Annotated in this window: 13 protein-coding genes; 8 read left to right on the top strand and 5 right to left on the bottom strand. The window is 60.2% G+C overall.

The features are described 5' to 3' along the window. Positions 1–293: 293 nt before the first annotated feature. From HYG82_RS40960 to HYG82_RS40935, 6 genes are all read left to right on the top strand, one after another. A complete protein-coding gene (locus HYG82_RS40960; protein ID WP_179263983.1) occupies positions 294–2024 on the top strand; it encodes an ABC transporter substrate-binding protein in 1731 nt (576 codons plus the stop codon). Between the two features lie 13 nt (positions 2025–2037). Further along, entirely contained in the window at positions 2038–3012 is a 975-nt protein-coding gene (locus tag HYG82_RS40955; protein WP_179263981.1) for an ABC transporter permease, read from the top strand. Then, positions 3009–4178, top strand: a complete 1170-nt coding sequence (locus HYG82_RS40950) for an ABC transporter permease (protein WP_179263979.1) — start codon at positions 3009–3011, stop codon at positions 4176–4178. Before HYG82_RS40955 ends, HYG82_RS40950 begins: the two co-directional genes overlap by 4 nt. Next, a complete protein-coding gene (locus HYG82_RS40945) occupies positions 4175–5206 on the top strand; it encodes an ABC transporter ATP-binding protein (RefSeq protein ID WP_179263977.1) in 1032 nt (343 codons plus the stop codon). Before HYG82_RS40950 ends, HYG82_RS40945 begins: the two co-directional genes overlap by 4 nt. Continuing rightward, positions 5203–6546, top strand: a complete 1344-nt coding sequence (locus HYG82_RS40940; RefSeq protein WP_179263975.1) for an ABC transporter ATP-binding protein — start codon at positions 5203–5205, stop codon at positions 6544–6546. The genes HYG82_RS40945 and HYG82_RS40940 overlap by 4 nt, the downstream gene beginning before the upstream one ends. Before the next feature lie 132 nt (positions 6547–6678). After that, the gene (locus HYG82_RS40935) at positions 6679–6843 is read left to right on the top strand and encodes a hypothetical protein (protein ID WP_179263973.1); all 165 of its coding nucleotides are present in this window, start codon (positions 6679–6681) and stop codon (positions 6841–6843) included. A gap of 13 nt (positions 6844–6856) precedes the next feature. Here the strand turns inward: HYG82_RS40935 and HYG82_RS40930 are convergent, their stop codons facing one another. The 4 genes from HYG82_RS40930 to HYG82_RS40915 all read right to left on the bottom strand — a co-directional run bounded on the left by HYG82_RS40930 (position 6857) and on the right by HYG82_RS40915 (position 10341). Continuing rightward, a complete protein-coding gene (locus HYG82_RS40930; RefSeq protein ID WP_179263971.1) occupies positions 6857–8764 on the bottom strand; it encodes a PAS domain S-box protein in 1908 nt (635 codons plus the stop codon). A gap of 120 nt (positions 8765–8884) precedes the next feature. Beyond that, the gene (gene purQ / locus HYG82_RS40925) at positions 8885–9577 is read right to left on the bottom strand and encodes a phosphoribosylformylglycinamidine synthase I (protein ID WP_179263969.1); all 693 of its coding nucleotides are present in this window, start codon (positions 9575–9577) and stop codon (positions 8885–8887) included. A gap of 59 nt (positions 9578–9636) precedes the next feature. Further along, positions 9637–9888 carry a phosphoribosylformylglycinamidine synthase subunit PurS gene (gene purS / locus HYG82_RS40920; protein WP_179263967.1) on the bottom strand — a complete coding sequence of 84 codons (252 nt, stop codon included), beginning with the start codon at positions 9886–9888 and terminating at the stop codon, positions 9637–9639. Positions 9889–10026: 138 nt separating this feature from the next. After that, positions 10027–10341, bottom strand: coding sequence for a HalOD1 output domain-containing protein (locus HYG82_RS40915; protein WP_179263966.1), 315 nt, complete (start codon positions 10339–10341; stop codon positions 10027–10029). A gap of 488 nt (positions 10342–10829) precedes the next feature. Between HYG82_RS40915 and HYG82_RS40910 the strand changes: the two genes are divergently transcribed. Beyond that, positions 10830–11789 (top strand): formyltetrahydrofolate deformylase, encoded by a 960-nt coding sequence (locus HYG82_RS40910; protein ID WP_179263963.1) that lies wholly within the window; start codon positions 10830–10832, stop codon positions 11787–11789. Positions 11790–11837: 48 nt separating this feature from the next. On the opposite strand, the gene HYG82_RS40905 is transcribed toward HYG82_RS40910, so the two are convergent. Then, positions 11838–12008 carry a DUF7576 family protein gene (locus HYG82_RS40905; RefSeq protein ID WP_179263961.1) on the bottom strand — a complete coding sequence of 57 codons (171 nt, stop codon included), beginning with the start codon at positions 12006–12008 and terminating at the stop codon, positions 11838–11840. A 189-nt stretch (positions 12009–12197) separates the two neighbouring features. On the opposite strand from HYG82_RS40905, the gene HYG82_RS40900 reads away from it, so the two are divergent. Continuing rightward, the gene (locus HYG82_RS40900; protein ID WP_179263959.1) at positions 12198–13505 is read left to right on the top strand and encodes an acetamidase/formamidase family protein; all 1308 of its coding nucleotides are present in this window, start codon (positions 12198–12200) and stop codon (positions 13503–13505) included. Positions 13506–13546: the final 41 nt, after the last annotated feature.

Raw genomic sequence — 13546 nt, 5'->3', positions numbered from 1 at the left:
TGCATCGGGCGCAGTGGCATCTGGAACGGGATAGAACCGCAATTCGAGCGACGTCTCGAGACGGCGTGACGTACTGGTAATGGCAGCTTACGCGAACATCTCGAGACGCGATAACTATCGGTATTATCAATAGGCGATAGTATTACTATTCGCCAGATTATGATATAACTAAGCAGAAGTAGCGATACATTTTCCAAAATAGCGGAAAGTATTATGTAAACGGTTACTTATTACCTAGTGTGACACCCAGTAGAAAATTAAACGGTAACAGGAGGCGAACCGTCCTGAAATCGATGGCGATCGGTAGTACGGCATTTCTGTCTGGCTGTACCGATTCGCCGGCCACCGGTGGCTCCAATCAGAAACACTGGATCGGTGCTCAAGGGAGTGAAGCCCCAAATTACAACGTCTTTCGAATCACGGACACCACCTCCGGCAATCGCGTCTCCCGCGTGTTGGACCCGGCCTACGGTTTCGACGAAAACGACGACTTCGTACCCCGTCTCGTGAGGGATTACGAGACCAACGACGACTTCACTGAGTGGACGTTCACGCTTACCGAATACGGCGAGTGGTCGGACCCTTACGGCTCGATGACCGCCGAGGATTGGGTGTATTCGATAACCGAAATCATCCAGGGCGAGGACAACTGGGCCGCAGTCTCGATGGCCGACAATTGGCGAATGGGCGTCGACGAGGTACCGGAGGGATTCGAGACCGCCGGTTCGGACGGAACTCAGGCGTGGTTCAACGTCGAGCAAACCGGCGACTACGAGATCGTGGTCCGGACGCCGGAGCCGTTCCCGGGATTCCTGAAGGCACCGGTTCTCTGGGGATTTCAGGCAGTCGTGCCAAAAGAACTCGCCGAGCCGTACGTAAAAGAGCGTAACGGAGACGGGTTGAACAAAGACGAAGAAATCCAGGGACTGAGCTACACCGGTAATCTCGGTGCGTTCACCGTCGACGAACTCGAGACCGAGTCGCGAATGTACGCACCCCGAAACGACGACTACTACCTGCGAAACTACGAGGGGTACGAAGACGCACCGAATATCGAAGAGTGGACCTATCAGGTCATGCGCGAGGAATCGACACGGTTGTCTGCCATTCAGGCCGGCGACATCACCAACACGGGCATTCCGGCACGTCGCGCGGACGAGTTCGAGGCGATGAACGGAGTCCAGGTCATCCCGACGCCGACTGTCTACTGTACCAGCCTGATGTACAACATGCGAGCTGACGGCTGGAATCCACTCGAGACGGCCGAAGTGAGACAAGCGTTAACCATGGCCGTCGACAGAGCGGCGATCGTCGAGAACATCATCTATGGGTACGCAGACGTCGCGCATACGCTCCAGCCGGCGTACTCCGAGTTCTACGATGATTCGCAGGTCGTCGAGTGGGAGTACGATCCGGACGGCGCTCGAGACCGACTCGAGCGGTCTCTCTCCGGTCAGTACACCTACGTGGACGGACGCGTCGTCGACGGCGATGGCGAGGTGGTTACCCTCAATTACGTGTTCTCGGACTCGTCTGAGTCGACGAAGCTGACGGCCCGATACATCCAGAAGGAGTTCGAGAATAATCTCGGACTCACGGTGAAACTCGATCCGACCCCGTGGAATACCATGCTGGACGAGTACTTCTACTCGCCACCGGGAGACGCGCGACAGTGGGACCTGATGGGCGGGATCGGTCGCAACTCGTACCCGCGAGCCCCGGAAGCGACCGAATCGTACTGGCGTGCCACCGACGAGCCGTGGAACACGGCAAACGCGTACGGCTACGACGATCCACACGGGATTGCAGACCGCCTCGCCGAGTCGGCCAGAACGACTGACCTTGACGAGCGACGAGCGGCTCTCGCCGAGGTGTTCGGTATCCTCAGCGAAGAACAACCCTGGAACTTCCTCTACTTCGGAAAGGATGTCAACGGCTACCGCAGCTACGTCGATCCGACCGAAGAACCGAGCATCTCGTGGGGGTACGACATCGTCCGTTGGCAACTCGAGACCGAACAGTAACCACGATCGAACAATGAAACGGTACATCGCGAAGCGACTTGCGTGGACTGTCGTCGCGACCTGGATCACGGTGACGATCACGTTCCTGCTCATCGACTTCTCGCCAATCTCCGCCGGCGGGGCCACGTTCGTCGATCAGCAGGTGCAATCGGGCATGAGCGTGAACGAAGCGAAAGAACTGTACCAGCACCAGCTCGGGTACGGAGACACCGTCTGGGAGCGATACGCGAATTTCATGATCGGGCTGGTGACCCTCGACTGGGGCTGGTCGACCCTGTACAACCAGCCGGTGATCGACGTCATCACGAGTTCCTGGATATACTCGTTCCAGTACGTGTTCCCTGCAACGGTGCTCTCTGTCGTTCTCGGGTTCGGAATCGGGCTGTACTCGGCGACTCACCAGCACACGAGAGAAGACTACGCGGCGACGCTGGTCGCGTTCACCGGCATCAGTCTCCCGAACTTCTGGTTCGCGATCATGCTCATCTTGCTTTTCAGCGTCCAGTTCGACGTGCTGCCGAGCTTCTACACCACCAAACACGCCCTCCTCTCTCTCGGGAACGTCAAGCAACTCCTCCTGCCGATCGTCGTTCTCGGGACGTCCGCAATCGCCACCGAGATGCGTTACGCCCGGGCGGAATCGCTCGAGTACGTTCAGGCGGAGTTCGTCAAAACGGCCCGGGCGAAAGGGCTCTCCGAGGGAGAGGTGACCCTCCGGCACATCTTTCGGCCGGCGATGGTGCCGTTGATCACGATCCTCGTCGGTGACGTTCTCGGGTTGTTGTTCGCCGGGGGCTACGTCCTCGAGGTGATCTTCCAGATCCCCGGGCTCGGGCTGGTCAGCTATCAGGCGATCATCCAGCAAGACACGCCGCTCGTCCTCGCGACGGTGCTCATACCAGTGTTAATCGCTATCCTCGGGAACCTGATTCAGGACGTCTGTTATACGGTTCTCGATCCGCGTATCGACTTCGGTGATCGCGAATGAATACGGACACACGAACCGACCGCGGTCAGGACGATATCGGCTTCGAAGATATCGACTGGGACGAGTACGAAGACGGGTTCGAACTGACGCCGACACGGATCGCGACGCTCGTCACGATAGGCGGGATCATATTCGCCTGGGTTCTCGACGCCCTGTTCGCCGGAAATCGTCACCCGCTCGTCGCGTACGAGGTGGGACCGCTCGAGTTCGCTCCGAACCCGGGGAACGTCGAGTGGCTATTTACCCTCACCATCGCGGTGTTGTTCTTCTACGGGATCGTCCCCCTGTATCAGAACCCGCGGATGACCCGCCACTACTGGGCGGAGTTCAGCAAAAACAGGGCCGCAGTGGTGAGTCTCGGCTTCCTCGGGTTCGTCTTTCTGCTGGCCGTGTTCGGGCCGTTCATCGTCGGCCGGCCCGAGATTGATATCACGAGCCCTTACCAGCCGCCGGTGTTCTACCGCTACCTTCCCGGTCTCGAGGGCGGGACCTGGGAGCATCCGCTCGGAACGATGCAGTCGGGCGAAGACGTCCTTCAGATCGTCGTCAGTGGCGCTCGGGTGAGCATGATGGTCGGTCTCATCGGTTGTCTGCTGATTATCGTTCTCGCCAGTGCAGTTGGAACGACCGCCGCCTACTTCGGGGGGCTGGTCGACGAGGCGTTGATGCGGTTCGTCGACATCATGCTCACGTTCCCGACGTTTTTCCTCATTCTATTCGTCGTCTACCTCTACGGCGGCGATCTGTTCACCATCCTTCTCATCCTCGGATTGACAACGTGGACGGCGACCGCACGGCTCGTCCGATCTGAGGCGCTTCAGCGCACCGAAGAGCAATACATCGATGCCGCAAAGAACGTCGGCGCGAGCGAGTGGTGGATCATTACGCGACACCTCGTTCCGAACGTCTCGAACACGATCATCACAGCTGCGACGCTCGCGATCCCGTCGCTCATCCTCTACGAGGCTGTCCTGGCGTTTCTCGGGTTCGGTGACCCGAACGTCTGGTCGTGGGGGCGGGCGATTTCCGTCGGCCGCAACGACCTCCAGAACGCGTGGTGGGTCGCGACGATTCCCGGACTCTTCCTCTTCCTGACGGTACTGGCTTTCAATTTCCTCGGCGATGCGTTGCGAGACGCGCTTGACCCCCGACACGAACAACGATGACTACCGAACCACTACTCTCGATCCAGAACCTGCGAACGCACTTTCACACCGACGACGGAGTCGTCGAGGCGGTCGACGGCGTCAGCTTCGACGTGAATCGCGGTGAGACCGTCTGTCTCGTCGGTGAGAGCGGATCCGGAAAAACTGTGACGGGCGAATCGGTGACGAAGCTACTCCCGATGCCGCCCGCAGAACTCGTCGGGGATTCGGTCGTTTTCGACGGTGAGGACCTCGGTACCGCTTCCGACGCCAGGTTACGGGAGCTCCGCGGCGACCGGATCGGACACGTCTTCCAGAACCCGGAAGGAGCTCTCAATCCCGTTTACACCGTCGGCTACCAGATCCGGGAAGCGATCGACGCTCATCGCGACGTTTCGAAGGCGACGGCCCGTCGACGGGCGATCGACCTCCTCGAGGACGTCGGTATCCCCGAAGCTACCACCCGCATCGACGACTATCCTCACGAGTTCTCCGGCGGAATGAAACAGCGCGTCGTGATCGCGATGGCACTCGCCTGCGACCCGGACCTGTTGATCGCGGACGAGCCGACGACGGCCCTGGACGTTACGATAGAGGCACAGATACTCGAACGCTTCCGGGAGCTGCAGGCGGAATACGACATGGGTATCATCTTTATTACCCACGATCTCGGCATCGTCGCCGAGATCGCCGATACGGTCGTCGTCATGTACGCGGGGAAGGTGATGGAAATCGGCTCCGTCGAGGATATCTTCGAGAATCCGGCCCATCCCTACACGAAAGCACTACTCGACTGCCTTCCCGGCCGCTCAGGTCTCGAGCCGATCCCCGGAACGCTCCCCAGCCCGATCGACCCGCCGGCCGGGTGTCGGTTCCACGAACGGTGTGAGTACGCGACCGAGGAGTGTCACGCCGGTGAGCAGCCACCGTTGTCCGAACTCCGCGACGGTCATCGGGCGTCTTGCGTCCACCTGTGTGAGGGAGCAGATAGCCTTCCCGACGTAGCGGGGACGCCCGACGCGAACCCGCACCTCGGAGGTGGCCAATGAGCGAGGACCGATCGTTGCTCGAGGTCGATTCCCTCGAGAAACACTTCCCGATGACTCGAGGGGTGTTGAACGACGAAATTGGGCGCGTGCAGGCCGTCGACGGGATCTCCTTCGAGATCGCCGAGGGCGAAACGTTCGGCATCGTCGGCGAGTCCGGGTGCGGGAAATCGACTGCGGCACGGACCATCCTTCGTCTCGAGGAGCCGACTGGCGGGACCGTTCGGTTTGATGGACGGGACGTTACCGGGTACGATCGAGCGGAGCTGAAGCGGTTCCGCCGCGAAGCACAGCTACTCTTTCAAGATCCCGATTCGAGTCTCGATCCGCGAATGAGCGTCGGCGAATCGCTTGCGGAGCCGCTGATCGTCCACGGCATGAAAGATCGCGAACGCCGCAGGTCGATTATCGAGTCGCTTCTCGCCCGCGTCGGGCTGCAAGCGGACGACATCGACCGATACCCCCACGAATTCTCGGGCGGGCAGAAACAGCGGATCGGACTCGCCCGGGCGCTCGTTTTGAATCCGCGACTGCTCGTTGCGGACGAACCAGTCAGTGCGCTCGACGTCTCAGTACAGGCCGAAATCCTCGAGCTTATGGCTGACCTTCAGGAGGAGTTTGGGCTGAGTATCCTTCTCATTAGCCATAATCTCGGGGTCGTTCGGCACATCTGCGATCGCGTCGGCGTTATGTACCTCGGAAAACTCGTGGAAGTCGGACCGGCAGCGGATCTGTTCTCGAATCCCAAGCATCCCTATACAAGTGCCCTGGTCTCGGCCATTCCCTCGGCCGACCCCTCTCAACGGGGACGACGTGTCGGACTCGAAGGCGACGTCCCCGATCCCGCAAATCCACCCAGCGGGTGTCGGTTCCACACTCGCTGTCCGGAGGTCATCCCGCCGAACGAATACGACATCGAACAGGAGACCTGGCGGGCGATCCTCGATTTCAAGCAACGGATCGAGTCGGGGATGACAACCGACGAACTGTTCGAACTGGTGTATCCTGCGTTGGCCGAAGAGCGCGAGGGTCCCTGCCAACTCCTCGAGGCCGACGTCGACGACGCGCTTCGTTCGGAGTACGAACTCGACGTTCCCCTCGAGGACGAGCGGATCGAATCGGTGTTCGCGAGCACCGTCGAACGGCTGGCGGTCGGGGACTTTGCCGCGGCCCGGAAGTTGCTCGACGCCGAGTTGCCGACGATCTGTCAGCACTCGAGTCCGGACCTCGTCGCAGAGAACGGACGGCGGGTCTCCTGTCATTTGATCGACGAGCGAACCGTCTCCGAGGACCCACCGGCACGCGCGAGCGATCCGGTCCAGGTGGACGAAGCAAACGAGTGAGCGGGCCGCCGAGGCGACGATCGGCCACTCCGTCGAGTCCTGCTCGAAACCCTCGATCCGGGCGGGTGCGAACGGACTCAGAAGTCGATCAAACGAGGCAGGTATTTTACGCTACCGCTGGTAGCAGATCGTATGGCGATCCCATCGGTCTTGGATTACTGGAACGAAATCGAACCAACGCTGCTTATCGCCGTCGGTTTCGTACTATTCATTTTCCCCGAACCCGCAACGTCGGCTTTCGGAGCGGGGCTTATGCTGCTCGGCGCAAGCTGGTGGTTCTACGAATGGGGGCGCTGAGGAGCCACTCGGCCTAATCTCCGGTTGCCGTTCCGTCGCTTGCCGCCGTGATCGATTCCACGCTGGCTCGGGGCACTTCGATGGTGACGACGGTACCACGAGGGTCGTTGTCCGTGAAGCTTAGGTGACCGCCCGTCCGGGTAACGGCCCAATTGACCAGCCAGAGGCCGAGGCCGCTCGCGTGTCTGAGTTGCGTGATCTCCTTGTCACCCTCGAGCAGGTCTTGCTCATCGTCGGGTATCCCGGGACCGTCGTCCGAGATCGAAAGCGAGAGGAACTCGTCGTCCGGACTGTCCGCCAGTGTCACCTCGATGGTCGGACGCGCCCGATCGTTGTGTTCGACGGCGTTTTCGAGGAGCTGGTAGATGGCCGTCTGGAGGTACTCGTCGGCCTGAGCGAAGCTTCGGTCCGGTACCGAGCAGGTGATGTCGACGCTGGGATGGGCGCTTTCGAGGTTCGAGACTGCCCGTTCGATCGCTGCAGTGAGGTCGATCGGTCCGTCTACGATCTCATCGCGGTCGAGGATCCGCTCGACGGTGCGTGTTTTCTCTGCGAGGTCGATGAGTTCGTCCGTGCGCTCCTGGATGATATCGGCGTATTTGCGGTCCTCGTCGTCGATGCCGTCTGTGAGCATTTCCGCACACCCGTCGATGATGTTCATTCCGTTGCGCAGATCGTGACGCAGTACGCGGTTGAGGATCTCGAGTCGTTTCTGTCGCTGTTTCTGTGTGGTGATGTCGGTGTAGAGGGCGAACGCACGATCCGACGATCCATCCGTTTCCATCGGAACGACGCGAAGCCTGAAGTCGCGTAGACCGTCCGACGTTTGTCGTTTCACTTCCGCCGTACCGATTTCACCACGGCTGCCCTGTCGATTGAGGGTTTCCGCGTCGGTCATCCGATCGCGTGGAACGATGATCTGATCGATCTGAGTGCCGACGATTTCAGCTTCCTCGTAGCCGAAAATCCGTTCGAACGCCGGATTTGCCTTCTCGACGATCGGACCGTCCTCGAGTTGGCTGACACTAATGACTGCGTCTGGCACGTTCTCGAACAGTGCCATAAACCGATCTCGCTCCGCCCGCAGGCGTTCCTCGAGCGCGTTCGCGCGCTTTTGTTCCTCGGTGACGTCTCGCGCGATGGAGAGAACACTGGCGACCTCGTTGTCGGGACCCGAAGTGATGGCCTTCGGTATGTTAATCCACTCGCAGGTGACCTGCCTCCCGTCTTTCCGGACGTTCGTATCGACCTGCCAGAACGGATCGCCGTCGAAACCGTCCTCGACGATGGCTTCCTGTAGTTCGTAGACTGTGTCCCTGTCTCGCTCCGGCACGAGCAGTTCTACGGCCGATTCGCCGACCGCCTCGTCTTCGGTGTAGCCGAACAGTTCCGTCGCCGCCGGGTTCCAGGTTCGTATTTCATCCTCGAGGGTCCATTCGATGACCGCAAGTGGTAACCGTTCGATAAATTGCTGAAAGCGATCTGATGGGACGTCGACTGTGGTCGACGGTATCGCGGTAGTAGCGTCGGTTGGATCGGTTGTGTCGACTCTATCGGCGGCCACCAACTCGCGCAGCCGGTCGATGAGGGTTTCAGTTCCCTGCGTGCGAGGGACGTATGCATCGGCCCCCGCTGCGACGACCGCGCCTGCAAGCGCTTCACTTCCGTTCGCCGGGTAGACGACGATCGGGATTTCGGCTCTCCGAGATCGAATATCTGCACAGAAATCGACGACCGTCGTGTCGGGGAGCGTGTCCGCTATCACGACCCCATCAGCACTCGGTATCTGCCTCAAACAGGCCTCTGCAGTCTGGACTGCGTCGATCGTAACGCCGAGGTCATCGAGAGCGCATTCAACGGTGGTACCCGCGTCGGGTACCGCACTGACGATGCGAGTGTTTGGTCCGATAGTCGTACCCATCCCCTGTACTCCGGCTGACAATGAGGAACGGCATCACTATTACTGTTTGACTCAACTCACGAGGTGAGTCGTCAGATATCGAAGGAGAACGACCGTCTCGTGGTCGGCCGTTTGTGGCCCCTAGATGGACGTTTCAACGCGAACGAAGCCCTCGAGGATGCCCTGGCCGTCGGTCGGTCCCACGTCGGGCAGGCTGGCGCGTTCGGGATGGGGCATCAAGACAGCGACTGTGTGGCGATCGCCGAGAACACCGGCGATGTTGTGTTTGGACCCATTAGGGTTTACTTCTGGACCCGTCTCGCCGGTTTCATCGCAGTATCGAAAGAGGATCCGGTCTTCGTTCTCGAGTTCCATCAGTCGGTCATCGTCGATCTCGTATCGACCTTCTCCGTGGGCGATTGGGACTTCGATGACGTCACCTTCGTCGTAGGCGACGGTCCAGGGAGTGTCGTCACGCTCGACGCGCAGATAGACGTGTTCGCACTGAAAACGCGCGCTCTCGTTCGTCGTGAACGCTCCCTCGGTGAGTCCGGACTCGCAGCCGACCTGGGCACCGTTGCAGATTCCGAGGACTGGAACGCCCTCGGCTGCAGCCTCGCGGATCTCGGCCATGATCGGTGATCGAGCCGCCATCGCACCGGCGCGGAGATAATCCCCGTAGGAGAACCCACCCGGGAGGATGATGCCCGTCGTCTCCGCCGGCAGACCGTCCTCGTGCCAGACGATTCGTGCGTCGATATCGAGATGCTCGAGGGCGCGCTCTGCGTCGCGATCGCAGTTCGAGCCACCGAAGCGGATGATAGAGACTGTCACAACCGCCACCCCACGGTGTCGAAACCGCCGGCATCGATTGATGTGATTAAAACGGTCATCTACCGTTCGTCGACCTCCACGTCGTAATCGTGGATGGTCGGATTCGCGAGGAGGCGTTCGGCCATTTCGCCCGCGCGATATCGAGCGCCGTCTGCGGAGTCGGCCTCGAGGTCGATCTCGAAGCGGTCAGCCGACCGCAGATCCTCGAGATCGAATCCCAGCCGCTTCAGGGCGCCCTTCGTGGTCTCGGCCTCCGGGTCGAGCACGCCGTGTTTGAGTCGAACCGTCACCGTCGCGGTGTAGGCGGTCATCGTCTAATACCCCGTATTCGTGCTCAAAAACGCTTTCGTCTTTGGGCCGCAATACACATATATGGATACAATTTCGAGTCTCGACGCCGGTTCGCCGCTCACCAGATCGGCGTTCGGTGGTAATCGGCCGGTCGGCGATCATACCGCCCGTGTGACGACGATATCGCCCGTCGCGTGGACGGTGATCGTATACGCTTCCAGCTGGAACGACACCTGTCCGATGTTTCGGGCCGCAGCTCCAGCCGTCGGTGCGAAGAGCGTTTCGAGGCTTTCGGGATCGATTCGATCGTAGAGGCGTTCTACCTCGGTCGGGTCGGACCCCGAGAGCTCCGCAACTGTCGATATGATGGTCGTCGTCAGCGAGTCAGTTCCCGTCCAGTCGTGTGAAACGAACGCGGTCTTCCGTTCGCGATCGATTCGCGATCGTCCGTAATCGTGTGGTGTAGCCGTCATTGTAGTTACCTCTCTGCTGGCGACTGTCACTGTACGTGACTGAAAAGTCGTTCCACAGTCGAAGGTATAAAACCCTGTCAGACAAATTACGTTTGATTGTACGACAAAATAATCCCATTCACTCGACGGGGGAGGGGTTTCGCGCGAGCGTCCGTCATACGTCAGACGTCCGATGACCGACGAGCGATTTACGCGACGTGAACTGTCCGGCAGCGAGCGAACAGGGGCGGAAGAAGATTCGTCGACTCGTATCTGACGGGGTCCGGAAAATAGTCACCGGATCGACGGCGGCCGCGCTGACGGAACTCTGTCGTAGCCACGTCCGGAGTGAACGATCGTATGAAGGGTTGCGATTAGATTCGATCCGGCGTGGTATCGGATCAAGCGGCCAGTGGGGGCAATTCGCACGGCTCCCGCTGGAAAGCAGGATTTTTAGCCGCTCGCAAACTGGTGTCCGTCGTGATGAATCGAGATTCGCTCGAGCGGAGGTGGCAGCGTTGACGACCGACGTAACCGAAATTACGGTGATCGGAGAGGACGACACCGGGCTCGTCGCCCGAGTGACTAGCCTTCTGTTCGAGCGCGGGGTCAACATCGAAGACCTCGATCAAGCGGTCCGCGACGACGTTTTTCGGATGTATCTGGCCGTCGATACCTCCGAGATGGTCTGTACGGAGACGACGCTCCGCGAAGACCTCAACGAGCTCGGAGACGACCTCGGACTGGACGTTCAGGTCAGGTTTCCCGCCGACCGCGAGACCCAGCAGATCGCCGTCCTCGTCACCAAGGAAAGTCACTGCCTCGAAGCGATGTTCGAGGCCTGGGCCAACGACAACCTCGGGGCGGACATCGGCGTCGTCATCGGAAATCACGACGACCTCCAGCCCCTGGCCGAACACTACGACGTGCCGTTTCACGACATCGGCGACGAGGGCGGCCAACAAAACGAGGAGCAACTCCTCGAGTTACTCGCAGAGTACGACGTCGATCTGATCGTTCTCGCACGATACATGCGCATCCTCAGCCCGAACGTCGTCTTCCGCTACGAGGACCGCATCATCAACGTTCACCCCTCGCTGTTACCGGCGTTCCCCGGTGCGGAGGCGTACCGGCAGGCCGTCGAGGAAGGGGTCCGCGTCGCCGGCGTCACCGCCCACTATGTGACGACCGACCTCGATCAGGGGCCGATTATTACCCAGCGCGCGTTCGACGTCCCCGACGATGCCGACCTCGAAGAGATGAAGCGACGCGGCCAACCGCTGGAAGCCGATGCCCTGCTCGAGGCCGTCCAACTTCACCTCAACGGTGACGTTTCGGTTCACCGCGGCCGAACGTCGGTCCGCGAGAACGGCGATAGCTATCAACTCGGCCTGCCCGCCGAGATCCGAGAATTCACGCCGGATCGGCCCGTCGACGGCATCGGGAGTGCAGTCGCCGACAATCAGTAGACGCCACGTTAGTTCTACGGTTCGTCCTTTCTGACCGCAGTTCGACGCTCAAGCGGAACTCGACAACTCCCAGGCTTCGAAACATTCGTCGTTACAGAAGTACTGGTACACTGCCGTTCCGTCTTCGACTGTCGTCACGACACGCTGATCGGCAGACGGTCCGACGGTATCGCCGCACTGGTGACACTCGGATACGTCCTCATCGGTCGAGTCAGTCATCGGGTAACAGGTGGACCGAGACCTACTTTAACGAATACTTTCCGGCCGTATCGTCCGTCGGTGGGTGGACTCCTCAGCCTGCTCGAGTGGGAAACCGTGTTTTCTCCCGTTAAAATGTCTGAAACACCGTTTTTAGGAAACCAAACGAACGGTACGCTTATCGCTGCTGCAGGTGTATCTTGGTATGCCATGTCACAGCAAGGAATTCAACAGGAGCTATTCGTCGACCAGTACACGCTCGGTCTCGTCGGCCCCGATCAACAATGGGCGGGAACCGTCGCGAACGGTGGGACGATCACGACGTATACGCCGCCGGGCTGCTGGGGACCGATGATTACACCCGAGTTCCGTGGGGGCCACGAGGTGACCAGGCCGATCCGCGTCGAAGGCGCGTCGGTCGGTGATGCCGTCGCACTCCACATCCGCGAGGTCGAGGTGACGAGCCTCGCGACGAGTACCGGATCGATGGCCGAGCGAGAGAACGCGTTCGGCGACGATCCGTTCGTCGACCACCGTTGTCCGGAGTGTGGAACCGAGTGGCCCGAGACGACTGTGGAAGGGACCGGTGAGGACGCGATCGTATGCGCCGATTGCGGCGCAAACGCCTCCTCGTTCGGCTTCGAGTACGGGTATACCGTCGCCTTCGATGAGGACCGCACCGTCGGAATCACGCTCGACGAAGACGGTGCACACGAACTCGCCGAAACCGCCGACGAAGTGATGGACATTCCGGACAACTCCCGACAACATCCCATCCTGCTGTACGAACCTGGCGAAATGCCCGGCACGCTGGGACGGTTGCGCCCGTTTATCGGCAACGTCGGCACGACCCCGGCGGTTACGATGCCCGACTCCCACAACGCGGGTGACTTCGGCCAGTTCCTTATCGGAGCAGAACACGAGTACGGCCTCGAGAGCGAAGCCGAACTCGATGCTCGAACTGACGGTCACATGGACGTTCCGCAGGTGCGCCCGGGCGCGACGCTGATCTGCCCCGTCAAGATCGACGGTGCGGGAATCTACGTCGGTGACCTGCACGCAAACCAGGGCGACGGCGAACTCTCGCTACATACGACCGACGTAAGCGGTACCGTCACGATGGACGTCGAAATCGTCGAGGGCCTCGAACTCGACGGCCCGATTCTCCTCCCCCCTGCGGAAGATCTCCCGTTCATCAGCAAACCTTACAGCGACGAGGAACGCGAAGCAGGCCGTAAACTCGGCGACGAACACGGCGTCGAGGTCGAGGACGAAATGGGGCCGATTCAGGTAATCGGCACGGGCGCGACCATCAACGACGCCACGCAGAACGCATTCGACCGTACGACCAAACTGCTCGATATGAGCGAAGGCGAAGTCCGCTCCCGCTGTACGTTCACCGGGGGCGTACAGATCGGTCGGCTTCCCGGCGTCGTTCAACTGGACATGCTCGCGCCGATAGCCGACCTCGAGGACCGCGGCATCGCTCATCTGGTGTGCGACCAGTACGATCTGTAGCTCGAACCGCGATATTTACTCGACTATTGCGGCAGAGAACG

The sequence above is a fragment of the Natrinema halophilum genome (genome assembly GCF_013402815.2).
Taxonomy (GTDB): domain Archaea; phylum Halobacteriota; class Halobacteria; order Halobacteriales; family Natrialbaceae; genus Natrinema; species Natrinema halophilum.
This window is presented reverse-complemented; position numbering and strand designations above follow the sequence as displayed.

Bases quoted from the DNA above. Each gene is read 5' to 3' on its own strand.
- HYG82_RS40945 (WP_179263977.1), top strand. From the start codon at position 4,175: ATGACTACCGAACCACTACTCTCGATCCAGAACCTGCGAACGCACTTT.
- HYG82_RS40930 (WP_179263971.1), bottom strand. From the start codon at position 8,764: ATGGGTACGACTATCGGACCAAACACTCGCATCGTCAGTGCGGTACCC.
- HYG82_RS40955 (WP_179263981.1), top strand. From the start codon at position 2,038: ATGAAACGGTACATCGCGAAGCGACTTGCGTGGACTGTCGTCGCGACC.
- HYG82_RS40950 (WP_179263979.1), top strand. From the start codon at position 3,009: ATGAATACGGACACACGAACCGACCGCGGTCAGGACGATATCGGCTTC.
- HYG82_RS40960 (WP_179263983.1), top strand. From the start codon at position 294: ATGGCGATCGGTAGTACGGCATTTCTGTCTGGCTGTACCGATTCGCCG.
- HYG82_RS40940 (WP_179263975.1), top strand. From the start codon at position 5,203: ATGAGCGAGGACCGATCGTTGCTCGAGGTCGATTCCCTCGAGAAACAC.
- HYG82_RS40905 (WP_179263961.1), bottom strand. From the start codon at position 12,008: ATGACTGACTCGACCGATGAGGACGTATCCGAGTGTCACCAGTGCGGC.
- purS (WP_179263967.1), bottom strand. From the start codon at position 9,888: ATGACCGCCTACACCGCGACGGTGACGGTTCGACTCAAACACGGCGTG.
- HYG82_RS40915 (WP_179263966.1), bottom strand. From the start codon at position 10,341: ATGACGGCTACACCACACGATTACGGACGATCGCGAATCGATCGCGAA.
- HYG82_RS40935 (WP_179263973.1), top strand. From the start codon at position 6,679: ATGGCGATCCCATCGGTCTTGGATTACTGGAACGAAATCGAACCAACG.
- HYG82_RS40900 (WP_179263959.1), top strand. From the start codon at position 12,198: ATGTCACAGCAAGGAATTCAACAGGAGCTATTCGTCGACCAGTACACG.